The sequence below is a fragment of the Enterobacter sp. BIDMC109 genome, from assembly GCF_001037885.1.
In the GTDB taxonomy this organism is placed as follows: Bacteria; Pseudomonadota; Gammaproteobacteria; order Enterobacterales; family Enterobacteriaceae; genus Enterobacter; species Enterobacter hormaechei_C.
Genome location: NZ_KQ090002.1, coordinates 2,265,689 through 2,290,658, shown reverse-complemented (window position 1 = coordinate 2,290,658; position 24,970 = coordinate 2,265,689). Strand labels below are relative to the sequence as shown.

Here is a 24,970-nt window from a genome sequence, read left to right as displayed (position 1 = left end):
GCCATGCAACGCCTCGTCGACATCGCGCCTGCACAAATCCCGCAGATTTGGGCGCTGTTAAGCCAGATCCCCGACCCGGAAGTGCCGGTGCTGACCATCACCGACCTGGGCATGGTGCGCAGCGTGAAGGCGCAGGGGGAAGGCTGGGTCATCGGCTTCACGCCAACCTATTCGGGCTGTCCGGCAACAGAGCATCTGCTGGGGGCGATCCGCGAAACCCTGACCGGAAACGGCTTTAGCCCGGTACATATTGTGCTGCAACTGGAGCCCGCCTGGACCACCGACTGGATGACCGACGATGCCCGCAGGCGCCTGCGTGAATATGGCATCAGCCCGCCTGTCGGCCATAGCTGCCATGCCCACGTTCCCGCGGAGGTGAGCTGCCCGCGCTGTGCGAGCACCGATACCTCGCTCATCAGTGAATTTGGTTCCACGGCCTGCAAAGCGCTCTACCGCTGCAATACCTGCCGTGAGCCCTTCGACTATTTCAAATGTATTTGAGGCTGCCATGACAACGTTTCATTCATTAACAGTGGCAAAAGTAGAACCCGAAACCCGCGACGCGGTGACCATTACCTTCGCGGTGCCGCAGGCGTTACAGGAGGCGTACCGCTTCCGTCCCGGTCAGCATCTGACCCTGAAAGCCAGTCCTGGCGGGGATGAATTGCGCCGCTGCTACTCCATCTGCCGGAGCACCGCGTGCGGTGAGATCAGCGTGGCGGTCAAAGCCATCGAGGGCGGACGTTTTTCCCGCTATGCCCGGGACGAGATCAAACCGGGCATGGCGCTGGAGGTGATGGTGCCCCAGGGGCAGTTTGGCTATCAGCCGCAGGCCGAACGCGAAGGCCATTATCTGGCGATTGCCGCCGGGTCCGGGATCACCCCGATGCTGGCAATTATGTCCGCTACGCTGGCCACTGAAGCCCACAGCCACTTCACCCTGATTTACGGCAACCGCAGCAGCCAGAGCATGATGTTCCGCCGGGCGCTGGCGGACCTGAAAGATAAATACCCGCAGCGTTTGCAGCTGATCGCCATCTTCAGCCAGGAGACGCTCGACAGCGATCTGCTCCATGGCCGCATTGACGGGGAAAAGCTCCAGGCGCTGGCAAAAACGCTGGTGAATTTCCGCCAGTACGATGAAGCCTTCATCTGCGGCCCGTCGGCGATGATGGATGAGGCCGAAGCGGCGCTGCAAGCGCTGGGTATGCCGGAAAAAGCGATCCATCTTGAGCGCTTTAACACGCCGGGTACCGCCGTTAAACGGACAGCCAGCGTGCAGGCCGACGGGCAGAAGGTCACCGTCCGTCAGGACGGGCGCGACAGGGAGATCACCCTGACTGCGGACGACGAGAGCATTCTTGACGCGGCCCTGCGTCAGGGGGCGGATCTGCCTTACGCCTGCAAGGGCGGCGTATGCGCCACCTGCAAATGCAAAGTGCTGCGCGGAAAAGTCGATATGGCGACCAACTACAGCCTGGAGCCGGACGAGCTGGCCGCAGGCTATGTGCTGAGCTGTCAGGCGCTGCCGTTAACCGCCGATGTTATCGTCGATTTTGATGCGAAGGGGATGGCATGAGTGAACTGATTGTCACCCGTCACGGTCGCGTGTTGCAGCTGACGCTTAACCGTCCGGCGGCGCGCAACGCGCTCAACAATGCGCTGCTCCTGCAAATCGCGGAGCAGCTTGAGGCCGCCGCCGCGGATGCTGAGATCGCCGTCTGCGTGGTGTACGGCAACGAACGCTGCTTTGCCGCCGGGGCCGATCTCAACGAAATGGCGGAGAAAGACCTGCCCGCCACCCTGAACGATATCCGCCCGCAGCTGTGGGCGCGGATCAACGCCTTCACCAAACCGCTGATTGCCGCCGTGAACGGCTTCGCGCTGGGGGCAGGCTGTGAGCTGGCGCTGCTCTGCGATGTCGTGATTGCTGGCGATAACGCCCGTTTTGGCCTGCCGGAAATCACCCTCGGGATCATGCCGGGCGCAGGCGGCACCCAGCGGCTGATCCGCAGCGTGGGTAAATCGCTGGCCAGCAAAATGGTGCTGACGGGCGAAAGCATCACGGCGGTTCAGGCGCACAGCGCCGGGCTGGTCAGCGACGTCTATCCGGCCTCGCTGACGCTGGAGTACGCCCTGAAGCAGGCGGCGCGGATGGCGCGCCACTCGCCGCTGGCGCTACAGGCGGCGAAGCAGGCGCTTCGCCAGTCGCAGGAAGTCCCGCTTCAGGCCGGGCTGGCGCAGGAGCGTCAGCTGTTTGCGTTGCTCGCGGCCACCGACGATCGCCGGGAAGGTATCAACGCCTTTTTACAAAAACGCACCCCAGACTTTAAAGGACGCTAATTGTGGAATCTATTCTGAGCCATGTTGAGCAGGGCGTAATGACCATTACGCTGAACCGCCCGGAGCGCCTGAACAGCTTTAACGACGTCATGCACCAGCAGCTTTCCGAATGCCTGAAGCAGGCCGAGCGCGATGACGCCATCCGCTGCCTGCTGATCACCGGGGCAGGACGTGGTTTCTGCGCCGGGCAGGATCTTAACGACCGTAGCGTCGACCCGAACGGCCCCGCGCCCGATCTGGGCATGTCCGTTGAGACTTTTTACAACCCGCTGGTGCGCCGCCTGGCAAAACTGCCGAAGCCGGTGATTTGCGCGGTTAACGGCGTGGCGGCGGGCGCGGGGGCCACGCTGGCCCTCGGCTGCGACATGGTGATTGCGGCCCGTTCAGCCAGCTTTGTGATGGCCTTCAGCAAGCTCGGGCTGGTACCGGACTGCGGCGGAACCTGGCTGCTGCCGCGCGTGACCGGACGCGCCCGCGCCATGGGGCTGGCATTGCTGGGCGATAAGCTCAGCGCCGAGCAGGCACAGGCCTGGGGAATGATCTGGCAGGTGGTGGACGACGACCAGCTCTCCGCCACCGCACAGCAGATGGCGCTGCATTTTGCCTCGCAGCCGACCTTTGGCCTGGGCTTGATCAAGCAGGCGATCAACGCCGCCGAAACCAATACCCTCGACGCCCAGCTTGATCTGGAGCGCGACTATCAACGTCTGGCCGGACGCAGCGACGACTACCGGGAAGGCGTCAGCGCGTTCCTGGCAAAACGCGCGCCGAACTTTACGGGGAAATAAGATGGTGAATATCCATACGGTCGCCGTCATTGGCAGCGGCACCATGGGCGCCGGTATTGCCGAAGTGGCAGCCAGCCACGGTCATCCGGTTCTGGTGTACGACATTGATGCAGCGGCGATTTCCCGCGCCATCGACGGCATTCATCAGCGGCTCTCCTCTCGCGTTGCGCGCGGAAAACTCTCTGCCGACGCCGGGGAACAGATCCTCGCCCGCCTTACGCCGGTGACGACTATCAGTGCTCTGGCGAAAGCCGATCTGGTGATCGAGGCGGCCTCCGAGCGGTTTGAGGTAAAAAAAGCGCTGTTTACCCAGCTGGCAGAGATCTGCCCGCCGCAGACGCTGCTTGCCAGCAATACCTCGTCCATTTCCGTTACCGCGATTGCGGCGGAGATAAACCACCCTGAACGCGTCGCCGGGCTGCACTTCTTCAATCCTGCCCCGGTGATGAAGCTGGTGGAAGTGGTCAGCGGGCTGGCGACCTCTCCCGAAGTGGCCGATGCACTGTGCGAGCTGGCGTTGAGCTGGGGAAAGCAGCCGGTACGCTGCCAGTCCACGCCGGGGTTTATCGTCAACCGCGTGGCGCGCCCGTTCTACTCGGAAGCCTGGCGCGCGCTGGAAGAGCAGGTGGCAACGCCCGAGGTGATCGACGCCGCCCTGCGAGACGGCGGAGGCTTCCCGATGGGGCCGCTTGAGCTGACGGACATGATTGGTCAGGACGTCAACTTTGCCGTGACCTGCTCCGTGTTTAACGCCTTCTGGCAGGAGCGTCGTTTTCTGCCGTCGCTGGTGCAGCAGGAGCTAGTGCTGGCGGGGCGTCTGGGTAAGAAAAGCGGGCAGGGCGTTTACCGCTGGCTGGAGGAGAAACCCGCCGTCAGCTGGCTCGCCCCGGTCAGCGACAGCTTCAGCCCGATGCGCGTACAGCGAAGAAGTGACGGTGTCACGGAAATTGACGATCTGTTGCTGATCGAAACGCAGGGTGAAACCGCGCAGTCGCTGGCGCTGCGCCACGGCTGCCCGGTGGTGGTGGTCGACCGCATCGAGCGGGATGTGGCCGTGATAGCCGCCGCACCGGGCAACCCGCACGCCGCCACGCAGAAAGCCATTTACTGGTTGCAGCATCAGGAGAAACGGGTGGTACAGATTGCCGATTACCCCGGCCTGCTGGTCTGGCGCACGGTAGCGATGATTGCCAACGAAGCGCTGGACGCCCTGCAAAAAGGGGTCGCCAGCGAGCAAGACATCGATACCGCCATGCGCTTAGGGGTCAACTATCCCTGCGGGCCCATCGCCTGGGGCGAGCGCCTTGGCTGGCAGCGTCTGTTAACGCTGCTGGAGAATCTGCAACGTCACTACGGCGAGGAACGCTATCGCCCCTGTTCACTGCTGCGCCAGCGTGCGCTTCTGGAGAGTAGCTATGAGTCATAACGCCTGGCATAACGCCCGCGCGATGTACGAACGGGACGCCTGCGCGCAGGCGATGGGGATGGACATTATCGACATGGGCGAGGGCTACGCGGTGGTGACCATGACCATCACCCCGCAGATGCTCAACGGGCATAAAACCTGCCACGGCGGACAGTTGTTCTCGCTGGCCGATACCGCCTTTGCCTACGCCTGCAACAGTCAGGGGCTGGCGGCGGTGGCCTCAGGCTGCGCCATCGATTTTCTGCGTCCGGGCTTTGCCGGAGATAAGCTCACCGCCACCGCGCGGGTGAAGCATCAGGGCAAACTGACCGGCGTCTACGACATTGAAATTCAGAACCAACACCAGAAAACCGTCGCTCTTTTTCGCGGGAAATCGCACCGCACCGGCGGCAGTGTGACAGGAGAAGTCTGATGCGTGACGCATTTATTTGTGAGGGGGTGCGTACCCCGGTTGGTCGCTACGGCGGAGGATTATCCAGCGTGCGCGCCGATGACTTAGGGGCCGTGCCGCTGCGTGCGCTGCTGGCGCGTTACCCGCAGCTAGATCTGGAGCGCATAGATGACGTGATCTTCGGCTGCGCGAACCAGGCCGGAGAGGATAACCGCAACGTGGCGCGCATGTCGGCGCTGCTGGCCGGGCTGCCGCAGACGGTATCCGGCACCACCATTAACCGCCTGTGCGGCTCCGGTCTGGATGCCATTGGCTTTGCGGCGCGCGCCATCAGGGCCGGGGATGGCGATCTGCTGATCGCCGGTGGCGTCGAATCCATGTCCCGTGCGCCGTTCGTGATGGGCAAAGCCACGGCGGCGTTTCAGCGTCAGGCGGAGATCTTCGACACCACCATCGGCTGGCGATTTGTGAATCCGCTCATGCATCAGCAATACGGAACTGACAGCATGCCGGAAACGGCAGAGAATGTAGCGGAATTGTTAAATATAAGCCGTGCCGATCAGGACGCATTTGCCCTGCGCAGCCAGCAGCGCACCGCGCGGGCGCAGCAGAATGGCGTTCTGGCGCAGGAGATTATCCCGGTACAGGTGGCGGGCAAAAAAGGTGCGGTAACGGAAGTGAGCGTGGACGAGCATCCGCGCGCCGAAACCACCCTGGAACAGCTTGCCGCGCTGAAAGCCCCGTTCCGTAAGAACGGTGTGGTGACGGCGGGGAACGCCTCTGGCGTCAACGACGGGGCGGCGGCGCTGATTATCGCCAGCGAGCCGATGGCGCTTGCCCAGGGGTTAACCCCGCGCACCCGCATTGTGGCCATGGCGACAGCGGGCGTCGAGCCGCGCCTGATGGGATTAGGCCCGGTGCCCGCCACCCGCAAGGTGCTGGAGCGTGCCGGACTCAGTATCACCGATATGGACGTCATTGAGCTTAATGAAGCCTTCGCCGCACAGGCGCTGGGTGTGCTGCGTCAGCTGGGCTTGCCGGATGACGCGGAGCATGTCAACCCGAACGGCGGGGCGATCGCGCTAGGTCATCCGCTGGGAATGAGCGGTGCCAGACTGGCGCTGGCCGCAAGCAATGAATTGCACCGACGCGGCGGGCGCTACGCGCTGTGTACGATGTGCATCGGTGTGGGTCAGGGCATTGCCATGATCCTTGAGCGTGTTTGAGCGAACAATAATGTGAGTACCCTGCGATGATAAATACAACAAAGCTTGATCCGATCGAAACCGCGTCCATTGATGAATTGCAGGCGTTGCAGACCGCGCGCCTGAAGTGGACGCTGCACCACGCCTACAACAATGTTCCGATGTACAAACGCAAGTTTGATGCCGCGGGCGTTCACCCTGACGATTTCACCGAGCTGGCGGACCTGCAAAAATTCCCGTGCACCACCAAGCAGGATCTGCGCGACAACTACCCGTTTGATACCTTTGCGGTGCCAATGGAACAGGTGGTACGCATCCATGCCTCGTCGGGCACCACCGGAAAGCCGACCGTGGTGGGGTATACCCAGAATGATATCGACAACTGGGCCAATATCGTCGCCCGTTCCCTGCGCGCCGCCGGGGGCAGCGCGAAGGATAAAATTCACGTCGCCTACGGTTACGGGCTCTTCACCGGCGGGCTGGGGGCGCACTACGGTGCCGAGCGTCTGGGAGCGACGGTGATCCCGATGTCCGGCGGACAGACGGAGAAGCAGGCGCAGCTGATCCGCGATTTCCAGCCGGATATGATCATGGTGACGCCGTCTTACTGCCTGAACCTGATTGAAGAGCTGGAGCGTCAGATGGGCGGCGATGCCAGCGCCTGTTCCCTGCGCGTCGGCGTGTTTGGCGCCGAGCCGTGGACGCAGGCGATGCGCCGCGAAATTGAAAAACGGCTGGGCATTACCGCGCTGGATATCTATGGTCTCTCCGAAGTGATGGGGCCGGGCGTGGCGATGGAGTGTCTTGAAACCGCTGACGGCCCGACCATCTGGGAAGATCACTTCTATCCGGAGATCGTCAACCCGAATGACGGCACGCCGCTGGCCGACGGCGAGCAGGGCGAGCTGCTGTTCACCACGCTGACCAAAGAGGCGCTGCCGGTGATCCGCTACCGCACCCGCGACCTGACGCGCCTGCTGCCGGGCACCGCACGCACCATGCGCCGGATGGATCGCATCAGCGGTCGCAGCGACGACATGCTCATTATTCGCGGCGTGAACGTCTTCCCGTCTCAGCTGGAAGAGGAGATCGTTAAGTTCGAACACCTTTCGCCGCACTATCAGCTGGAGGTGAACCGCCGCGGGCATCTTGATTCACTTTCGGTGAAGGTCGAGCTGAAACAGAGCAGCTTAACGCTGACCCATGAACAGCGCTGTCAGGTGTGCCATCAGCTGCGTCATCGGATTAAATCGATGGTGGGGATCTCAACCGACGTGATGATCGTTAACTGCGGCAGCATTCCGCGCTCCGAGGGTAAAGCCTGCCGGGTGTTTGATTTGCGTAAAGTGGCAGCCAACGGTTGAATTTCCCTCACCCCAGCCCTCTCCCAAAGGGAGAGGGTGTATTAAGTTCCCTCTCCCTTTGGGAGAGGGTTAGGGTGAGGGTACACCCCAGATTCGTATGCTATGATTCATCCAGGAAAAAAATAACAACAGAATGAATCACATGAATAAACTTGATGCCTTTATCCAGCACGCAGTCAGCTCTGTTCCCGTCAGCGGAACGTCGCTTATCTCCTCGCTGTATGGCGACGCGCTTTCCCATCGCGGCGGAGAGATCTGGCTCGGCAGCCTGGCGGCCCTGCTGGAAGGGATGGGTTTCGGGGAGCGCTTTGTGCGCACCGCGCTGTTTCGCCTCAACAAAGAGGGCTGGCTGGACGTGTCCCGCATTGGCCGTCGCAGCTTTTACCGTCTCAGCGACAAGGGGCTGCGTTTGACCCGCCGCGCGGAAAATAAAATCTACCGTGCGGAACTGCCGGCGTGGGATGGTAAATGGCTGCTGCTGCTGTCAGAAGGGCTGGATAAAACCACGCTGGCCGATGTGAAAAAACAGCTGATATGGCAAGGGTTTGGCACATTGGCACCGAGCCTGATGGCCTCGCCGTCGCAGCATCTGGCGGACGTACAGTCGCTGCTCCACGACGCGGGCGTGGCGGAAAACGTCATCTTCTTTGAGGCCCATTCGCCGCTGGCGCTGTCCCGCGCGGCGCTGCGTTCGCGGGTGGAAGAGTGCTGGCAGCTGACCGAACAAAACGCGATGTACGAAACGTTTATCAACTCGTTCCGTCCGCTGCTGCCGCTGCTGAAAGAAGCACCGCCTGAGGATTTGACCCCGGAACGTTGCTTCCAGATCCAGCTGTTACTCATTCATTTTTATCGTCGCGTGGTGCTGAAAGATCCGCTGTTGCCGGAGGAGTTACTTCCTGCGCACTGGGCGGGACAGAGCGCGCGACAGCTGTGTATTAACATCTATCAGCGCGTGGCGGCGGGAGCCCTGGCGTTTGTCAGTGAGAAGGGGGAAACCTCCGTGGGCGAGCTGCCCGCTCCCGGCACGCTTTATCACCAGCGTTTTGGTGGTCTGAATATCACATAAGGAGAGGGTATGCCTGTTTATCAAATTGATGGTCTGACGCCGGTCGTGCCTGACGAGAGCTATGTACACCCGACCGCGGTGCTGATTGGCGACGTGATTCTGGGCAAGGGCGTTTACGTTGGCCCTAACGCCAGCCTCCGCGGTGATTTTGGCCGGATCGTGGTTAAAGACGGCGCGAACATCCAGGATAACTGCGTGATGCACGGTTTTCCGGAGCAGGACACGGTGGTGGAAGAGGACGGGCATATCGGCCACAGCGCGATCCTGCACGGCTGCATTATCCGCCGTAATGCGCTGGTGGGGATGAATGCGGTCGTGATGGACGGGGCGACGATCGGCGAAAACAGCATCGTCGGGGCGGCGGCGTTTGTGAAGGCCAAAGCGGAGATGCCTGCGAATCACTTAATTCTTGGCAGTCCGGCGAAAGCGATTCGTGAGTTAAGCGCGCAGGAAATAGAGTGGAAAAAGCAGGGCACGCGGGAGTATCAGGTACTGGTGGATCGCTGTAAGCAGACGCTGCATCAGGTGGAGCCGCTGCGGGAAGAAGAGCCCGGACGCAAACGGCTGGTCTTCGATGAGAATTTACGGCCCAAGTCGGCTGGCCGGGATAAATAAGGCCGTTCGTTCCCGCGTGTTGCTCAAGGCGTGAAGATGAGCTTAATACGCTTCCGGCAGGGGCCGGTCAATCGACACCAGCTTTCCGCGCTTCATGGTGATATAGCCCCCGGCTTTGAGATCTGCCAGCACGCGAAAGACATGCGTGCGTGACAGGTTAGTGCGCTTAATGATAAACAGCGCCAGGCCCTCATTCTCTCCCGTGTGGGTCTCCTGCCGATAGAGATAGCGGTACAGCATCGGTTTGATGGTCTGGTAGCTGGTGACCTGCCTGCGTTCATTGTGCAGGTCGATGGTGAAAATGGACATGTAGGTCAGTATGGTGGCCAGCGCCTGCATGCGCTCAGACCCGCCCTCGAAAAATAGCTGGTCGAAGTCGGCCCAGGCTATTCTCACCAGCTTCACCTTCGCACTGCTGCGATATTCATACTTCGCCAGTGGACAATACCTTTCCATTAACCCTATCGGCATATACTCGATAGTATTGCCAATATTTAGGCCATCATCAGGCATTAATATTGTCAGCGACCCTTCAGTGCAAAAATAGATATAGCCAGGCTCGACGGTGAATTTTTTATTTGCGGCAACGGTTAAGGCCTCGCCTTTACAAAGCATGTGCGGAAAGAATTGCCCAATATTGAGTTGCTGATAATAGGTATGGATATCCTGAAAATTCACGCTAAGCCTCTCCCCGCAACGTCTGCCGTGGTAACGAGTATAGCAGCAATAGTCCCCGGATTACGAACCGATAAATAACCAGTCCCATATGGGACTATGATGAGAAAGTATTCTGATTAGAATGGTCGTCAATGAGTTCGCATTAAAATTATCCGCCAACCGTAAATATCCAGGCGGCGCAATTAATCTATGAGGCCATTCAATGAAATTAACCCTAATTGCTAAACATCTGGCGCTTGCCGGTGTGTTGACGTCGCTGTCGCTTTCCGCGTTTGCGGAAGTGCAGCCGCAGGATGCCACTGCCACAACCCGGCAGGCAAATAACGCCCTGTATAACAAATTACCGTTTGCCGATAAAACCGACTTTGAGAACGCCCATAAAGGTTTTATCGCCCCGCTGCCACAAAACATGATTAAAGGCGAGCAGGGGAACGTTATCTGGAACCCGGCGAAATATGATTTCGTGAAAGAGGGTGAAAAAGCCCCGGATACGGTAAACCCGAGCCTGTGGCGTCAGTCACAGCTGATCAACATTGGCGGGCTGTTTAAGGTCACCGACGGCGTGTATCAGATCCGCAATCTCGATCTCTCCAACATGACCATCATTGAAGGCGAGAAGGGCATCACCGTTATCGACCCGCTGTTAAGCGCTGAACCGGCGAAAGAAGCGCTGGATCTCTACTATGCAAACCGCGGGAAGAAACCGGTCGTCGCTGTGGTGATCACCCACAGTCACGTCGACCACTACGGCGGCCTGCGCGGTGTGGTTGACGAAGCCGACGTGAAGTCCGGCAAAGTGAAGATCTACGCCCCGGAAGGCTTTATGAAAGAAGCGGTTTCCGAAAACATTATGGCCGGGAATGCGATGAGCCGCCGTGCGAGCTATATGTACGGCAACCTGCTGAAGCCGGATGCAAAAGGCCAGGTGGGGGCGGGTCTTGGCACCACCACCTCTGCGGGTACGGTGACCCTGATCCCGCCGACCAACTACATTACCCATACCGGCCAGCAGGAAGTGATTGACGGGCTGACCTACGACTTTATGATGGCGCCGGGCTCAGAAGCCCCGTCCGAAATGCTGTGGTATGTCAAAGAGAAGAAAATGATCGAAGCCGCAGAGGACGTGACCCATACCCTGCACAACACCTACTCCCTGCGCGGCGCGAAAATCCGCGATCCGCTGGCCTGGTCTAAGTACATCAACGCCGCCATTGAGCGCTGGGGCGCGGACGCGGAAGTGATTATTGCGCAGCACCACTGGCCGACCTGGGGCAACGAGAATATCGTCAAGCTGATGAAAGGCCAGCGCGATATGTATCGCTACATCAACGACCAGACCCTGCGTATGGCAAACAAGGGGCTGACCCGCGACGAGATCGCCGCTGAATTTACACTGCCGGAATCGCTGGAAAAACAGTGGGCGAGCCGCGGCTATTACGGTTCCGTCAGCCACGACGTCAAAGCCACCTACGTGTTTTATCTCGGCTGGTTCGACGGCAACCCGGCTACCCTCGACGAATTGCCGCCTGAACAGGCTGCGAAGAAGTTTGTGGAATACATGGGAGGGGCCGATGCCATCATGCAGAAAGCCAAAGCTGACTATCAGCAGGGCAACTACCGCTGGGTGGCGCAGGTGACCAGCAAAATTGTCTTCGCCGATCCGCAGAACGCTGCGGCACGTAATCTGGAAGCCGACGCGCTGGAGCAGTTAGGTTACCAGGCGGAAGCGGGCACCTGGCGTAACTTCTACCTGACCGGCGCGCAGGAACTGCGTAATGGCGTGAAGAAGCTGCCGACGCCGAACACCGCCAGCCCGGATACCGTGCGGGCGATGACCCCGGAAATGTTCTTCGACTACCTGGGCGTGCACATCAACGGGGTGCGGGCCGGTAACGCGAAAGCGGTCTTTAACATCGATCTCGGTAAGGATGGCGGCAAATATAAGCTGGAGCTGGAAAACGGCGTGCTGAACCATACCGCCAACGCGCAGGCGAAGGATGCTGACGCAACCATCACCCTGGACCGCACCACGCTGAACGACATCATCCTTAAGAAAGAGACGCTCAAGCAGGCGATGGACAAGGGTGACGTCAAGGTGAGCGGAGACAGAGCGAAGCTGGAAGAGATGCTGAGCTACCTGACACATTTGACTTCTGGTTCAATATTGTCACGCCATAAGTTTAGCGTTAATCCTGGTTAATCCTGGCGCCTTATTACGATAAGGCGCCATTTTTTTCATTCACGCATCGCCAGCGCGCTGGCGCTTGCCGGATCGAACAGCGAAATACTCTCGATCTGATCCAGCATGATCACTTTGCGAAAATCCATGGCGCTTTTGGGTTCCGAATCGAGCGTAATGTCATGCTCGGCATACCATTTGCTGTAGTTATGTTCGATACAGAGCTGCATGTTCTTCCCGTCACGGTAGCCGCTCAGCATCGGAATAAGCACGATATTGGCCGTTTTTTCATACTCCAGCGTGGCGGTATGGATCATGCCAATATAGATCCGCCGCGATTTCAGCGTGACGTGCGCCAGTTCACCTTCCTCCATGCACTGATAGAGCAGTTGTTCAATCCCGCTCGACTGCGCCAGCCGCTTGTACAATTTTTTCCGGCCCTCACCGTCCAGCCGCGCGCTTCCGGCCCAGTTCGATCGGTAGAGACAAAACAGGATCGCGAAGGTCAGCATCACCACCACCGGGGCCTGAATCCCCAGGAAGCTCCAGTTCATAAAATCAATTTGCCAGTCGGCATATTTTGCTGACGTGAAATGGAACGTGTTATCGGCGGCGGAGAGGGCGAACAACAGCAGCCACAGCAGGCCGGTGGCGATCACCCCCTGAAGAACAAAAATACAGCCATACAGTGCAACAAGAAAATAGACGTCCCAGCCAAAGGATCGCTTGATTTTAAACCGTGTTGAGAGGTCGCGGCTGGTGTACCAGTACCCGCATACCATCAATACCATGAATATTGCCGTTCCCATTTCAGGCCCTCTTCAGCGCGTTGACATGGCGCAGAAAGTCCTGCCGTACTTCGTGGCTTTTGTAGTTAACCGAGGCGTTTCCATCCTGATCGATGATGATGCGGTCGCCATCCTCTACGGCTTCGATAATTTCCTGGTGACTCATGACCTGCAACAAGGATTCCGGGCTGGAAAAGAGCGTCATCAGTAAATGTTTCATCGCGTGACATCCTTATGAATTAAAAGGATAAGTCTGGAAGATAAATGGCACCTTTGCCTTAAGGTTATCCCTAAAAAAACGGCAGCCTGGCGGAGAAATTCATATTTTTCACAAAATGGTTGTGCGTGGTGACATTCCATGTAACTGAAAAATAATAAGAATAAAAAATATTTCTGCGCAAACTTGGACAAATAAAGTTAATTGTGTAAGTTTAAATTATGCGATTCCGCTACGTTGTTTATACCCAGGATGTGACCCATGAGCACGTTGCCGTCCGTCATCAGTCGGTTCGTTGATTACTACGCCACGCTGGATACCCAGCCACCTTCGGCGCTGGCGGGGATTTATCGCGCCGATGCCACGCTTATCGATCCCTTTGGCGAACACAGCGGGGTGTTCGCGATTCAACGCTATTTCACCCATCTGCTGGCTAACGTCCAGCACTGTCGCTTTACCGTCGATGCACCGTTGCAGCAGGGCGATCGCTTTGTGGTCACCTGGATGATGCACTGGTCGCACCCGCGTATCGCCGGGGGGGCAATGCGCCAGCTGCCGGGCTGCTCCGTGGTAGACATGCGCGACGATCGCATTGTTCGCCAGCGGGATTACTACGATGCCGGAGAGATGATTTACGAACATCTCCCGATACTCGGCTGGGCCGTGCGCGGCGTGAAGCGAAGAGTGAAATCATGAAAACGGTTCTGATCACCGGCGCAAGCTCGGGCATCGGGGTGGGGCTGGCGAAATCTTTTGCCGACGATGGTTACCGGGTGATTGCCTGCGGGCGCGATGCGCAACGTCTGGCAGCCGTGCATCAGTACAGCCCCAACATTACGGTGCGCCTGTTCGATATGACAGACAGGGACGCCTGTCGCCAGGCGCTGGCGGACTGTACTGCCGACACGGTGATTCTCTGCGCCGGAACCTGCGAGTATCTCGACCGCGGCGAGGTGGATGCCGAGCTGGTGACGCGGGTCATGACCACCAATTTCATCGGGCCGGTAAACTGCCTTGCGGCGTTGCAGCCGCAGCTGGTATCCGGCAACCGCGTGGTGCTGGTCAGTTCGATGGCGCACTGGCTTCACTTCCCGCGAGCCGAAGCGTATGGCGCCTCCAAGGCGGCGTTAACCTGGTTCGCCGATACGCTGCGCCTCGACTGGGAACCGAAAGGGATTGCCGTCACGGTCGTTTCACCCGGTTTTGTCGACACGCCGCTGACCCGCAAAAACGATTTCCCGATGCCGGGCCGGGTCAGCGTGGGGGACGCCGTCCACGCCATTCGTCGCGGTCTGGCAAAAGGGAAGGATCACATCGCGTTTCCCGCCGGGTTCAGCCTGGCGCTGCGCCTGCTTTCCGGCCTGCCCGATGTACTTCAGCGCGCACTGCTGCGCAGGATGGTGCGACCATGAAAATCGCAATTATCGGCAGCGGCATCGCCGGGTTAACCTGTGCCTGGCGGCTCGCCGGACATCATCAGGTCACGCTGTTTGAGGCGCAGGCCACGCCGGGCGGCCATACCGCAACGGTGGATGTCGATACGCCGCAGGGCAGCTTTGCCATCGATACCGGTTTTATCGTCTACAACGACCGCACCTATCCGCGCTTCATGGGGCTGCTCAGCGAACTGGGCATCTGCGGGCAAAAAACGCAGATGAGCTTTTCGGTGCACAACCCGCAGAGCGGGCTGGAGTACAACGGGCACACGCTGACGTCGTTGTTCGCCCAGCGACGTAATCTGCTCAACCCGGCTTTCTGGACGCTGCTGAAGGAGATCGTGCGCTTTAACCGGCTGGCGAAACAGACGCTCCGGGGCGAAGTCGATGGTTCCGCCACGCTGGAAACGTTCCTGCGCCAGCACCGTTTTACGCCCTTTTTTGCGCGCCACTACATCCTGCCAATGGGGGCGGCTATCTGGTCGTCGTCGCTACAGGAGATGAAACGCTTTCCGCTGCCGCTCTTTTTACGCTTTTTTGAAAACCACGGTCTGCTGGACATTACCCATCGTCCGCAGTGGTACGTGGTGCCAGGCGGCTCCAGGGAGTATATCCGCGCGATGCTGGATACGCTCGGCGATCGCCTGACGCTGCACCTTAACGCGCCGGTGCAGCAGGTTATTCGCCACGATCGCGGGGTTGATATTGCGCGTGAGGGCGTAACAGACACTTTTGATCAGGTGATCTTCGCCTGCCACTCCGCTCAGGCGCTGGCGATGCTCGCCAGCCCAACGCAGGCTGAACGCGAGGTGCTGGGGGATATCGGCTGGCAGCGTAACGAGGTGGTGCTTCACCGCGATCCGCGCTGGCTGCCGGTGCGCGAACGCGCGTGGGCGAGCTGGAACTACCGCCTCAGCGAGCAGGATCAGGCCAGCGCCTGCGTCACCTACAACATGAATATCTTGCAGGGACTGCCGCCGGGTAGCCCGCTGTTTTGCGTCACCCTCAACCCGGAAACGCCGGTGGAGGAACGGTTTGTGCTGCGCCGCTTTGTCTATGAGCATCCGCTTTTTAACCCGCAAAGCTGGCAAGCACAGGCCCGGCGCGGCGAAATAAACGGTCGCCAGCGGAGCTGGTTCTGCGGCGCGTACTGGTACAACGGCTTCCACGAAGATGGCGTACGCAGTGCGCTGGACGTGGTCAACGCTATCGCGGCCGGGGAGGGCAACTGAGATGAACAGCTGCCTATACCACGGTACATTGCGCCATCGTCGGCTTGCGCCGAAAGCGCACCACTTTACCTACAGCGTGTTTATGGCCTGGCTCGATCTGGATGAGCTGGACGCGCTGCCCTCCGTCGGCGTGCGTCGTAACCGCGTTGCGCCCGCGGCATTTTATGATGCGGACTACCCGCTGGGTACGCCGCTCAAAGCGCGTGTCCTTGAGCGTCTGGAAAATCTGACCGGCGAACGTCCGGCGGGGCGGGTCATGCTTCTGACTCAGCTGCGCTATTTCGGTTTTCATTTCAACCCGGTCAATTTCTACTACTGCTATGACGGGGAAGACACCCTGCGCTGGGTTCTCGCCGAAGTCCGTAACACGCCGTGGAATGAACGACATTACTACGCGGTAGCGGGGCGGGACGCCCCGCCGACGGAGAAAGCGTTTCACGTCTCGCCCTTTAATCCGATGGACATGATCTACCACTGGCGCTTCAACAGCCCGGACAGCACGCTGCGCATGCATATCGAAAACCATCAGGAGACGAAGGTGTTTGATGCCACCCTGACGCTGCGCCGGGTCCCGCTGACGCGCACGGCGCTGCGTTCGCTGCTGGCGCGGATCCCGTTGATGACCCTCAAAACCGTTTTCGCCATTTACTGGCAGGCGCTCAGGCTGTGGCTGAAGCGCGTACCGCTGCATAACCATCCCCTCAGCAGGAGTGAACGCTCATGACCAATCCCGTCTTTGCGCTTGAACCCGATATCCCGCGCAACGTCCGCGTCGCGCGATGGTTGCTCTTCCGCCTGCTGAATGGCCTGCACGGTGGCTCGCTGACGCTGCGTGAAGGCGCGCAGACGTTCCAGTTCGGCGACGCCTCCGCCGCGCTTCACGCTGAGGTGCAGGTACTTGCTCCGGGCGTCTACTGGCGCATTTTAACCGGGGGCAGCCTCGCCGCGGCACAAGCGTGGATGGATGGCGACTGGGAGACGCCCCACCTGACGCCGCTGCTGGAGCTGATTGCGCGCAATAGCCAAATCCTCGGAAAGCTGGAAAAAGGGTTTCGCCTGCTCGGGAAACCGGTGGAGCGGCTGCGGCACTGGATGCGGCGCAACTCCCGCGCGCAGGCGCGGGAAAATATTGCCGCCCATTACGATCTGGGCAACGCCTTTTACGCCCATTTCCTTGATGAACATCTCCTGTACTCCAGCGCGCTGTTTAGCGGGGACGAGCAGGATCTGACCGCGGCTCAGCAGGCGAAAATGGCGAGGCTGTGCGACCAGCTGGCGCTCACGGCAAACGATCATCTGCTGGAGATTGGCACCGGCTGGGGGGCGATGGCGGAATATGCCGCCCGTCATTACGGCTGCCGGGTGACCACCACCACGCTGTCGCAGGAGCAGTACCACTGGGCCACCGCGCGTATCGCCCGGGCAGGGTTGCAGGATCGTGTTGAGGTGCTGCTCTGCGACTACCGCGATCTGACCGGGGTCTACGACAAGCTGGTGTCGGTTGAGATGATTGAGGCCGTCGGTCAACGCTACCTGCCAACATTTTTCCGCACCTGCCAGGCGCGTCTGCGTCCAGGCGGGCGGATGGCGATTCAGGCCATCACCATTCAGGATCAACGCTATCGCGACTACAGCAAAAGCGTCGATTTTATTCAGCGCTACATCTTCCCCGGCGGCTTTTTGCCCAGCATCACCGCCATGAATGAACTCATGACCCGCCATACCGATTTTGTGGTGCGTAACCTCTTCGATATGGGACCGGACTACGCCCGCACGCTGGCGCACTGGCGTCAGCGGTTCGTTCACGCCTGGCAGGAGATTGAAAAGCTCGGGTTTGATGACCGTTTCCGCCGGATGTGGCTGTACTACCTCGGCTACTGTGAAGCCGGGTTTAATGCCCGCACCATCAGCGTGGTGCAGCTGACTGCGGAACGCGTATGAAGCGCTACGGGCAGGTATTTCTGTTGGCCATCGGGTTTGATCTCTACTGGACGCTGACGGGGCTGATTGCGTTCACGGGCGCGTCCCTGATGCCGCTATGGATGGTGGCGCTGTGGCTAATGTTTGCCACCGTCTGGACGCAACTGACCCGCACGACCACCTTGCCGGGCTGGTTGCTGACGGTGCTGGCGACCCTGGGCGGGCCGGTGGCCTACCTGATCGGCGAGCGTCTGGGGGCCATTACGTTTCAGGAGCCGACCTTTATCGTCGTCGGCTGGATGTTCCCCGGCTGGCTGGTGCTGATGCTGTTTTTCCACCTGTTGATGGGGAGACAACAATGAGAAATCTGGTACTGATGCTCGCGTTGTCCGTCTTCACCTGTACCGTGCAGGCGGCAGACTGGCTGGGCTGGCGCAAGGTGGGTGATGCCACTCTCACCTGGGGGCCGTTTACCGTTTATACCTCTCAGCTTCTGACGCCCGACGGCAGCTATACAGGGTTAGACGGCGATAATGCGCTGATTATCACCTATGCCCGGGACATCGATGGTGACGACCTGGTTGAGGCGACCCGCGACCAGTGGCAGGCGCAGGGCATTTTGCAGCAGGAGCCGCAGAGTGAAGCGTGGCTGAGCGAGTATCCTGAACTGCGTCAGCAGTTAATCGGAGGACCACAATGAAACGTTTCCTGTTAATGGCGCTTGCCCTGACGATGCTGGTGGCCGGATGTAGCACCGAGGTGACAGAGTATCGTCAGCAGCAGCCACGGCTTGATATTTTTACTTACTTCCAGGGGAAAACCGAGGCGTGGGGGATGGTGCAGGATCGCAGCGGTAAGCAGATCCGTCGTTTTCACGTCGAGATTGCCGGGGATGTTATCGGCGATACGCTGACCCTGAATGAACATTTTGTCTACGATGACGGCGAGAAGCAGCAGCGCGTCTGGCATATCCGCCGCGTTGGGCAGAATCGCTATGAAGGCACGGCGGGTGACATAGAAGGTGTCGCGACAGGCCAGGCGGCGGGCAATGCCCTTAACTGGCGCTACAGCATGAACGTGAAGGCGGACGGCAAAACCTGGCTGCTGCACTTTGATGACTGGATGTATTTGCAGGACAGCACCCGTCTGTTTAATAAAACCGAGATGAAGAAATTTGGCGTCACCGTCGCCACGGTGACGCTGTTCTTTACCCGCAAAGAGGGCGGTCAATCCTCTTCGGGCTGAGGTTTACTGCTTGAGTAGATGAAGAAGAGCGCAATACTCAGGCAGACGACGGCCCCGAAACGGCTCACTGAAAACGGAATGGCTTCATTGTTCAGCCAGCCAAAGTTATCAATCAGCATGCTCATGGCCAGCTGGCCCAGGATAACCGCTACCGTGGCAACGGCGGTCCCGATGCGCTGCACTGCGAGCACCATAATCACGATATAGGGCACGCCGCACAGGGCCCCCAGAAGCTGCCATTTGGGCACATCCATCAGGCTGACCGCCTGTTTCGGCTCAAAAAAGAAGATCAGCATGGCGGTCACCAGCGCGCCGACGGAAAACGTCAGAAACGCGCTTTTAAATACCCCCACGCTGCTGCCTAATTGCCCGTTAATGGCAGCCTGAATGCTCAGCGTTGCGCCGCCAATCACCGCCAGAATAATCATAATCACTGTCATAACGTTACCCCTGCGCCACGAGAATGAGCGCGGCGATGATAAATCCCAGCGCAATAATGCGTTTTGTATCGATCCTGCGGTGCGGCGTACCCAGCAGGCCATAGTGGTCGATAATCAGGCTTTTAAAAACCTGGCCTGCCAGAATGCCGATCATCGTCATGGCAATGCCGATCGCAGGCGTGGCAATGGTGAGAATGATGACGTAAACCGGGCCGAGCACGCCGCCCAACAGGTGCCATGAAGGCTGCGCAAAAAATGAGGGACTGTTGCGGGGGCTGAAAAACAGCATCAGCAGAAACGTCAGCCCCGTTCCCACGCTGAATATGCTGAACGCCGCCCACAGGTCGCCCACCTCTGCGCCCAGCGGCCCCAGCAGCCCGGCTTCCACGGACAGCCCCATGCCGCCGGCAATCACCAGTAAAATTAAAATAATGTGCATAACGCTTTTTCTCCTTTTTCCAGGCGGAGAAGATTACGTCTGAACATCATTGAGAAAAATGCCATAATGCAGGAAACACCTTTGCAGGAAATGCATTAATGATGGATGCCGGACATATCAGCATTCGCGCGCTGCTGATCTTCATCGACGTTTATGAAACGCAGAATTTTTCCGTGGTGGCGAGGCGGGAAGGGATTTCTGCGTCGCAGGTCTCACGCGTGATCCACCAGCTTGAGGACGCCCTCGGGCAACAGCTTTTCTACCGCAACACGCGGGCGATTATGCCCACAGAGAGCGGGCATCTTTTTGTGCGCTATGCCCGTGCGATGGCCGGGAATATGGAGGACGCGCGACGCGAGCTGGATGAACGCGCCCGCGAGCCGTCGGGCACGCTGCGTATCAATGGCCCGGTCTTTTTCGGACAAAGGCACATCGCGCCGGGCCTGCCGGGGCTTCTGGCGCGTTACCCTCGTCTCTCCATTGAACTGACCCTCACCGACGATTTTATCGATCCGCACCGTGACGCCGCGGACGTTATCTTCCGCATCGGCGCGCTGACTGACTCCTCGTTTCACGCCCGGGTGTTCGGGCAGCAGTTCTATCATCTGGCGGCCTCGCCGGACTATCTGCAAAAACATGGCGCGCCCGAGGGGCCGGACGATCTCAGCCGTCACCACTGTCTGGTTTACCGCGGCTCGTCCGGGCCTAACCGCTGGCTGATCCGGCGGCCGGGCGAGGCGTGGGTTCACTATCCCATTGTACCGCTGATGACTTCCAATAACGCGGAAACGCTCCTGATTGCGGCGCTGGGCGGCATGGGCGTTGTGCTTTTCCCGGACTGGATGGTGAGCGAACGGCTCAAAAGCGGTGAGCTGGTGGCACTGCTGCCGGAAATGGAGTGTTCAATTAATACGGAGCCACTGACGATTGCGGCGATTTACCCGAACGCGCGTCATCCGCCCCTGAACGTCAGGGCGGTGATTGATTACTATATTGAGCGATTCGGTACGCCACTGTACTGGCAAACCTGAAGGTTAGCGGGCAAGCTCGCGACGGATAATGTCAGCCCCGGCGCTTAACGCCTTCAGCTTACCGTTGGCGACCTGGCGGGAAAGGGGGGCCATACCGCAGTTGGTGGACGGATAGAGCTTGTCTGCATCAACAAACTGCAACGCCTTGCGCAGCGTATCGGCCACCTCTTCAGGCGTTTCGATGGTCTGGGTGGCGACGTCAATTGCCCCGACCATCACTTTTTTACCGCGGATAAGCTCCAGCAGATCCATCGGCACGCGCGAGTTGTGGCACTCCAGCGAGATGATATCGATCTTCGAGGTCTGTAACTTTGGAAATGCCTCTTCATACTGGCGCCACTCGGAGCCGAGCGTCTTTTTCCAGTCCGTATTGGCTTTGATGCCGTACCCGTAACAGATATGTACCGCGGTTTCGCATTTCAGCCCTTCAATGGCGCGCTCCAGTGCGGCGATACCCCAGTCATTCACCTCGTCGAAAAAGACGTTAAAGGCAGGTTCGTCGAACTGAATAATGTCGACGCCGGCCGCTTCCAGCTCGCGGGCCTCCTGATTGAGAATTTTAGCGAACTCCCAGGCCAGCTTTTCGCGGCTTTTATAGTGGGCATCGTATAGCGTGTCGATCATGGTCATCGGGCCGGGCAGCGCCCACTTGATCGGCTTGTCAGTCAGCTGGCGCAGGTATTTAGCGTCGTCAACAAACACCGGCTTCTGACGCGCCACCGCGTCTACCACGGTCGGCACGCTCGCATCGTAACGGTTACGGATGCGTACCGTCTGACGGTTCTCAAAATCCACGCCGCTGAGATGTTCAATAAAGGTGGTGACAAAATGCTGGCGGGTTTGTTCCCCGTCGCTGACGATATCAATCCCGGCGCGAATCTGTTCATCCAGAGACAAACGCAGCGCATCCTGTTTCCCTGCCAGTAATTCTTCGTCCTGGAGTTTCCACGGCGACCAGAGCGTTTCCGGCTGCGCAAGCCAGGTGGGTTTCGGCAGGCTGCCAGCCGTTGATGTCGGGAGCAATGTTTTCATAAAAGAACCTTTTATCCGTATAAAATTAAAGCGTGAAGTGTTGAGACCACTGCTCAAGAAGGGTTTTATAGGGTTTGATAAACCGCTCTTCGGTATATTTACCCTGTTCAATGGCCAGACGGCTGCGCTCTTCACGGTCATAGACGATTTTGGTTAAAGAGTGATCCTGCTGATTCAGGTCGGGCTGATAGCACTGTCCCGCAGCGGAATTGGCGTTATAAATTTCCGGGCGATAGATCTTCTGGAACGTCTCCATGGTGCTGATGGTGCCGATCAGTTCCAGATTGGTGTAATCACGCAGTAAATCGCCGGTGAAGAAGAAGGCAAATGGCGCGACGCTGTTTTCCGGCATGAAATAGCGAACCTTCAGGCCCATCTTCGCGAAGTACTGTTCCGTTAGCGACTCGCCGTCCGGCTGGTACTCATAGCCCAGCACCGGGTGGTGGTTACCGGTACGACGATAGGTGTCTTTGCTGGAGACGCTCAGGCAGATCACCGGCGCTTTTTTAAAGTTCGCCTGATATTCCGCAGAATGAACGAAGCTTTTAAAAATATTGCCGTGCAGCTCGCCAAAATTCTCGGGGAGGGAGAAACGGGCCCGGTATTTATTATGCTCCAGCAGCAGGACGCTGAAATCATAGTCACGAACATACGATGAGAAGTTATTTCCGACGATGCCTTCGATGCGCTCGTGGGTTTTTTTATCCACGATCGTCGTTTGCAGAATTTCGATGGCCGGGAAAGTAAAATCGCCGCCGATATTCATATCGACTGAAATAATCTCCAGCTCGACGGCATAGCGGTCAGCTTTCGGGTTATCCCAGCTCGCCAGCGCGTTAAAGCGGTTGTTGATCATCACCAGCGTATTGCGCAGGTTCTCCTGACGCTTCTCGCCACGCGCCAGGTTGGCGAAGTTGGTGGTGGTACGCGTGTTTTCTGACGGGTTATAATTTTCATCAAAGCAACTGCGCTTAAGGGTAAATGTGAAAGCCTGACTCATTTGGTTATGCATCCTAAGTTCATGTTGCCGGAACGTTATCAATGCATAATTTATGCCTGAGCCACTGGCGCAGGGGAAGTGACTTAATTTCACTGCAACATGAGGGTTCTTCATGAACTGCGCGATTCAGGTATAATCCCCCGACATTTCCAACCGGTTTAAACGAACATGACAAAACTCACCCTACAAGAGCAGATGCTGAAAGCGGGCTTAGTCAGCAGTAAAAAGATGGCGAAGGTCCAGCGCACGGCGAAAAAATCCCGCGTCCAGGCTCGCGAGGCGAGAGAGGCTGTTGAAGAGAACAAGAAAGCCCAGCTGGAGCGTGATAAACAGCTGAGCGAACAGCAAAAACAGGCGGTGCTGGCAAAAGAGTTCAGGGCGCAGGTGAAGCAGCTGATTGAGATGAACCGCATCACCGTGGCGAAGGGCAACATTACCTTTAACTTTACCGACGGCAACCTTATCAAAAAAATCGAGGTCGATAAGCAGACGCAAACCCAGCTGATCAACGGCCGTCTGGCGATTGCCCGACTGGTGATTAACGCGAATGGCGACTGTGATTACGCGATTATCCCGGCAGTAGTGGCGGATAAAATTGCCCAGCGCGATGCGGACAGCATTGTGCTAAACAGCGCCCTGAGTCAGGAAGAGCAGGACGAAGACGATCCGTACGCAGACTTCAAAATCCCTGACGATTTAATGTGGTAATCCCCGCTCAGAACGGCGCGGCGTGACGGGCGTTCATCGTCTCGCCGCTCAGCGGATGAATAAAATTCAGAGCGCTTGCATGCAGCATCAGCCGGGGCGTTTCTTCCGCCCCCGGCCATTCCAGACCACCATACAGATCGCACCCCAGAATAGGGTGGCCTAACTGCTGGCAGTGAATGCGCAGCTGGTGGGTGCGCCCGGTCTCCGGGGTAAGCTCAACCCGCGTCAGCGGCATTGTCGTATCCTGGTAAATACGTTCCACCACCCGATAGCGGGAGCGAGCGGGCTTACCGGTGCAGGCACAGATCGTCATCAGCGGAAACAGCGCCGGATCTTTGGCAATCGGCGCATCCACGGTCCCTTCGTCCTGTTCCACATGTCCGCACAGCAGGGCGGTGTAAACCTTGTTCACGGCGCGCTGACTGAACTGGTGGCAAAGCGCGGCGTTGATCGCTTTGTTACGTGCAATGACCATCAGACCCGAAGTGCCAAAATCAAGACGATGCACCAGCGTGCAGCCGGGAAAGGTTTGAACAAGACGGTGGTGGACGGAATCGAGGTTTTGCGGATTTTTCCCCGACAGGCTGAGCAGACCGGAAGGTTTATTGATCAGCAGCAGATGCTCGTCCTGCCAGAGGATCTCAATGTCGTCGTGACAGGGTGGTGCAATAAACGTATCGATAATGACAGACATCAGGCCGCCGGGCTGGAGAGTGGGTGCGGATGATAACGAAATACGGGGGAAAAGAAAAACCCTCCCACCGGGCGGTGAGAGGGGGAAAACTTAGGCAGCGACCAGGCTGTCGATAGCGGCTTTCGCGTCGGTCTGCGCTTTGGTGGCCACTTCCGGGCCGTAAGCGATACCTTCAGCGAACACGAAGTTCACGTCGGTAATGCCGATGAAGCCCAGGAACAGCGTCAGGTACGGTGCGACCAGGTCGGAAGGGGTATCTTTGTGAATACCGCCGCGGCTGGTCAGTACAACCGCACGCTTGCCTTTCACCAGACCTTCCGGGCCGTTCTCGGTGTAACGGAAGGTTACGCCAGCACGCGCCACCAGGTCGAAGTAGTTCTTCAGCTGGGTAGGAATGTTGAAGTTGTACATTGGGGCGTTGATCACGATAACGTCGTGCGCCTGCAACTCAGCAATCAGCTCGTCGGAGAGCGCCAGGGCTTCCTGCTGACGCGGGGTAAGAGGCGCATCGCTCGGACGCAGCGCGCCAACCAGCTCGCCGTCCAGCACAGGAATTGGGTTTGCCGCCAGGTCACGCACGGTGATTTCATCCGCGCTGTGCTGTTCACGCCACTGTTCAACGAAATAGTCAGACAGCTGACCAGACTGTGAATACCCTGCCAGAATACTGGATTTCAACACTAATACTTTGCTCATGGGAAATTCCTGTTTTGTATTTGATTGAGGGGGT

28 protein-coding genes and 2 pseudogenes are annotated in these 24,970 nt (G+C 58.5%); 21 read left to right on the top strand and 9 right to left on the bottom strand.

Annotation, left to right across the window (positions count from 1 at the left end; translation table 11 throughout):
* Positions 1 to 3 precede the first annotated feature (3 nt).
* The 10 genes from paaD (at position 4) to paaY (ending at position 9,201) form a co-directional block, all read left to right on the top strand.
* Positions 4 to 501 (top strand): 1,2-phenylacetyl-CoA epoxidase subunit PaaD, encoded by a 498-nt coding sequence (gene paaD / locus SK62_RS10840; RefSeq protein ID WP_003857347.1) that lies wholly within the window; start codon positions 4 to 6, stop codon positions 499 to 501.
* A gap of 7 nt (positions 502 to 508) precedes the next feature.
* Positions 509 to 1,579 (top strand): 1,2-phenylacetyl-CoA epoxidase subunit PaaE, encoded by a 1,071-nt coding sequence (paaE, locus tag SK62_RS10835; RefSeq protein WP_033486769.1) that lies wholly within the window; start codon positions 509 to 511, stop codon positions 1,577 to 1,579.
* On the top strand, positions 1,576 to 2,343 hold the full coding sequence (gene paaF, locus SK62_RS10830) for a 2,3-dehydroadipyl-CoA hydratase PaaF (protein WP_015570595.1): 768 nt from the start codon (positions 1,576 to 1,578) through the stop codon (positions 2,341 to 2,343). The genes paaE and paaF overlap by 4 nt, the downstream gene beginning before the upstream one ends.
* A complete protein-coding gene (paaG, locus tag SK62_RS10825; protein ID WP_087654018.1) occupies positions 2,343 to 3,131 on the top strand; it encodes a 2-(1,2-epoxy-1,2-dihydrophenyl)acetyl-CoA isomerase PaaG in 789 nt (262 codons plus the stop codon). Before paaF ends, paaG begins: the two co-directional genes overlap by 1 nt.
* A 1-nt stretch (position 3,132) precedes the next feature.
* Complete coding sequence (gene paaH / locus SK62_RS10820) at positions 3,133 to 4,557, top strand: 3-hydroxyacyl-CoA dehydrogenase PaaH (protein WP_032668908.1); 1,425 nt, start codon at positions 3,133 to 3,135, stop codon at positions 4,555 to 4,557.
* Complete coding sequence (gene paaI / locus SK62_RS10815; RefSeq protein WP_045327934.1) at positions 4,547 to 4,969, top strand: hydroxyphenylacetyl-CoA thioesterase PaaI; 423 nt, start codon at positions 4,547 to 4,549, stop codon at positions 4,967 to 4,969. Before paaH ends, paaI begins: the two co-directional genes overlap by 11 nt.
* Positions 4,969 to 6,174: a 3-oxoadipyl-CoA thiolase gene (gene pcaF, locus SK62_RS10810; RefSeq protein ID WP_023296563.1), complete on the top strand. Its 1,206-nt coding sequence runs from the start codon at positions 4,969 to 4,971 to the stop codon at positions 6,172 to 6,174. Before paaI ends, pcaF begins: the two co-directional genes overlap by 1 nt.
* 26 nt (positions 6,175 to 6,200) lie before the next feature.
* Positions 6,201 to 7,517, top strand: a complete 1,317-nt coding sequence (gene paaK / locus SK62_RS10805; RefSeq protein WP_017384511.1) for a phenylacetate--CoA ligase PaaK — start codon at positions 6,201 to 6,203, stop codon at positions 7,515 to 7,517.
* Between the two features lie 133 nt (positions 7,518 to 7,650).
* Positions 7,651 to 8,586 carry a phenylacetic acid degradation operon negative regulatory protein PaaX gene (gene paaX / locus SK62_RS10800; RefSeq protein ID WP_047719588.1) on the top strand — a complete coding sequence of 312 codons (936 nt, stop codon included), beginning with the start codon at positions 7,651 to 7,653 and terminating at the stop codon, positions 8,584 to 8,586.
* Between the two features lie 9 nt (positions 8,587 to 8,595).
* Positions 8,596 to 9,201, top strand: coding sequence for a phenylacetic acid degradation protein PaaY (paaY, locus tag SK62_RS10795; protein WP_047719587.1), 606 nt, complete (start codon positions 8,596 to 8,598; stop codon positions 9,199 to 9,201).
* Between the two features lie 42 nt (positions 9,202 to 9,243).
* Here paaY and SK62_RS10790 read toward each other — a convergent pair whose 3' ends face one another.
* Positions 9,244 to 9,879 (bottom strand): helix-turn-helix domain-containing protein, encoded by a 636-nt coding sequence (locus SK62_RS10790; RefSeq protein WP_023296565.1) that lies wholly within the window; start codon positions 9,877 to 9,879, stop codon positions 9,244 to 9,246.
* 202 nt (positions 9,880 to 10,081) lie between these two features.
* Here SK62_RS10790 and SK62_RS10785 point away from each other — a divergent pair.
* Positions 10,082 to 12,057, top strand: a pseudogene (locus SK62_RS10785) (alkyl/aryl-sulfatase).
* A 57-nt stretch (positions 12,058 to 12,114) separates the two neighbouring features.
* Here the strand turns inward: SK62_RS10785 and SK62_RS10780 are convergent.
* The gene (locus SK62_RS10780; protein WP_022651152.1) at positions 12,115 to 12,867 is read right to left on the bottom strand and encodes a hypothetical protein; all 753 of its coding nucleotides are present in this window, start codon (positions 12,865 to 12,867) and stop codon (positions 12,115 to 12,117) included.
* Position 12,868: 1 nt separating this feature from the next.
* On the bottom strand, positions 12,869 to 13,066 hold the full coding sequence (locus SK62_RS10775; RefSeq protein ID WP_003857318.1) for a hypothetical protein: 198 nt from the start codon (positions 13,064 to 13,066) through the stop codon (positions 12,869 to 12,871).
* Between the two features lie 258 nt (positions 13,067 to 13,324).
* Between SK62_RS10775 and SK62_RS10770 the strand changes: the two genes are divergently transcribed.
* From SK62_RS10770 to SK62_RS10735, 8 genes and pseudogenes are all read left to right on the top strand, one after another.
* Entirely contained in the window at positions 13,325 to 13,759 is a 435-nt protein-coding gene (locus SK62_RS10770) for a nuclear transport factor 2 family protein (RefSeq protein WP_017384507.1), read from the top strand.
* Positions 13,756 to 14,475, top strand: coding sequence for an SDR family NAD(P)-dependent oxidoreductase (locus tag SK62_RS10765; RefSeq protein ID WP_017693470.1), 720 nt, complete (start codon positions 13,756 to 13,758; stop codon positions 14,473 to 14,475). The genes SK62_RS10770 and SK62_RS10765 overlap by 4 nt, the downstream gene beginning before the upstream one ends.
* On the top strand, positions 14,472 to 15,731 hold the full coding sequence (locus SK62_RS10760; protein WP_039270809.1) for an NAD(P)/FAD-dependent oxidoreductase: 1,260 nt from the start codon (positions 14,472 to 14,474) through the stop codon (positions 15,729 to 15,731). The genes SK62_RS10765 and SK62_RS10760 overlap by 4 nt, the downstream gene beginning before the upstream one ends.
* 1 nt (position 15,732) lies before the next feature.
* Positions 15,733 to 16,455 carry a DUF1365 domain-containing protein gene (locus SK62_RS10755; protein WP_023296566.1) on the top strand — a complete coding sequence of 241 codons (723 nt, stop codon included), beginning with the start codon at positions 15,733 to 15,735 and terminating at the stop codon, positions 16,453 to 16,455.
* A complete protein-coding gene (locus SK62_RS10750) occupies positions 16,452 to 17,672 on the top strand; it encodes an SAM-dependent methyltransferase (protein ID WP_045141532.1) in 1,221 nt (406 codons plus the stop codon). Before SK62_RS10755 ends, SK62_RS10750 begins: the two co-directional genes overlap by 4 nt.
* Entirely contained in the window at positions 17,669 to 18,013 is a 345-nt protein-coding gene (locus tag SK62_RS10745) for a DUF2878 domain-containing protein (protein ID WP_047719586.1), read from the top strand. The genes SK62_RS10750 and SK62_RS10745 overlap by 4 nt, the downstream gene beginning before the upstream one ends.
* Positions 18,010 to 18,324 (top strand): annotated as a pseudogene (locus tag SK62_RS10740) (hypothetical protein); the annotation flags it as partial. The gene SK62_RS10745 and the pseudogene SK62_RS10740, both read left to right, overlap by 4 nt.
* Positions 18,325 to 18,347: 23 nt before the next feature.
* Positions 18,348 to 18,896, top strand: a complete 549-nt coding sequence (locus tag SK62_RS10735; protein ID WP_033486780.1) for a DUF3833 domain-containing protein — start codon at positions 18,348 to 18,350, stop codon at positions 18,894 to 18,896.
* On the opposite strand, the gene SK62_RS10730 is transcribed toward SK62_RS10735, so the two are convergent.
* Together SK62_RS10730 and SK62_RS10725 are read right to left on the bottom strand one after the other, a co-directional pair.
* Positions 18,878 to 19,336 (bottom strand): DMT family transporter, encoded by a 459-nt coding sequence (locus SK62_RS10730; RefSeq protein ID WP_023296569.1) that lies wholly within the window; start codon positions 19,334 to 19,336, stop codon positions 18,878 to 18,880. The genes SK62_RS10735 and SK62_RS10730 overlap by 19 nt on opposite strands.
* 4 nt (positions 19,337 to 19,340) lie before the next feature.
* The gene (locus SK62_RS10725; protein WP_003857304.1) at positions 19,341 to 19,775 is read right to left on the bottom strand and encodes a DMT family transporter; all 435 of its coding nucleotides are present in this window, start codon (positions 19,773 to 19,775) and stop codon (positions 19,341 to 19,343) included.
* A 98-nt stretch (positions 19,776 to 19,873) separates the two neighbouring features.
* Here SK62_RS10725 and SK62_RS10720 point away from each other — a divergent pair, with 98 nt between their 5' ends.
* Positions 19,874 to 20,806 carry a LysR family transcriptional regulator gene (locus SK62_RS10720; RefSeq protein WP_015570582.1) on the top strand — a complete coding sequence of 311 codons (933 nt, stop codon included), beginning with the start codon at positions 19,874 to 19,876 and terminating at the stop codon, positions 20,804 to 20,806.
* Positions 20,807 to 20,809: 3 nt separating this feature from the next.
* On the opposite strand, the gene SK62_RS10715 is transcribed toward SK62_RS10720, so the two are convergent.
* On the bottom strand, positions 20,810 to 21,838 hold the full coding sequence (locus tag SK62_RS10715; protein WP_003857302.1) for a methionine synthase: 1,029 nt from the start codon (positions 21,836 to 21,838) through the stop codon (positions 20,810 to 20,812).
* 25 nt (positions 21,839 to 21,863) lie between these two features.
* Positions 21,864 to 22,838 (bottom strand): DUF1852 domain-containing protein, encoded by a 975-nt coding sequence (locus tag SK62_RS10710; protein WP_047719611.1) that lies wholly within the window; start codon positions 22,836 to 22,838, stop codon positions 21,864 to 21,866.
* A 168-nt stretch (positions 22,839 to 23,006) separates the two neighbouring features.
* Between SK62_RS10710 and SK62_RS10705 the strand changes: the two genes are divergently transcribed.
* A complete protein-coding gene (locus SK62_RS10705; RefSeq protein ID WP_017384500.1) occupies positions 23,007 to 23,546 on the top strand; it encodes a DUF2058 domain-containing protein in 540 nt (179 codons plus the stop codon).
* Between the two features lie 7 nt (positions 23,547 to 23,553).
* Here the strand turns inward: SK62_RS10705 and SK62_RS10700 are convergent, their stop codons facing one another.
* The gene (locus tag SK62_RS10700; protein ID WP_047719585.1) at positions 23,554 to 24,240 is read right to left on the bottom strand and encodes an RluA family pseudouridine synthase; all 687 of its coding nucleotides are present in this window, start codon (positions 24,238 to 24,240) and stop codon (positions 23,554 to 23,556) included.
* 90 nt (positions 24,241 to 24,330) lie between these two features.
* Positions 24,331 to 24,936 carry an FMN-dependent NADH-azoreductase gene (azoR, locus tag SK62_RS10695; RefSeq protein ID WP_047719584.1) on the bottom strand — a complete coding sequence of 202 codons (606 nt, stop codon included), beginning with the start codon at positions 24,934 to 24,936 and terminating at the stop codon, positions 24,331 to 24,333.
* Positions 24,937 to 24,970: the final 34 nt, after the last annotated feature.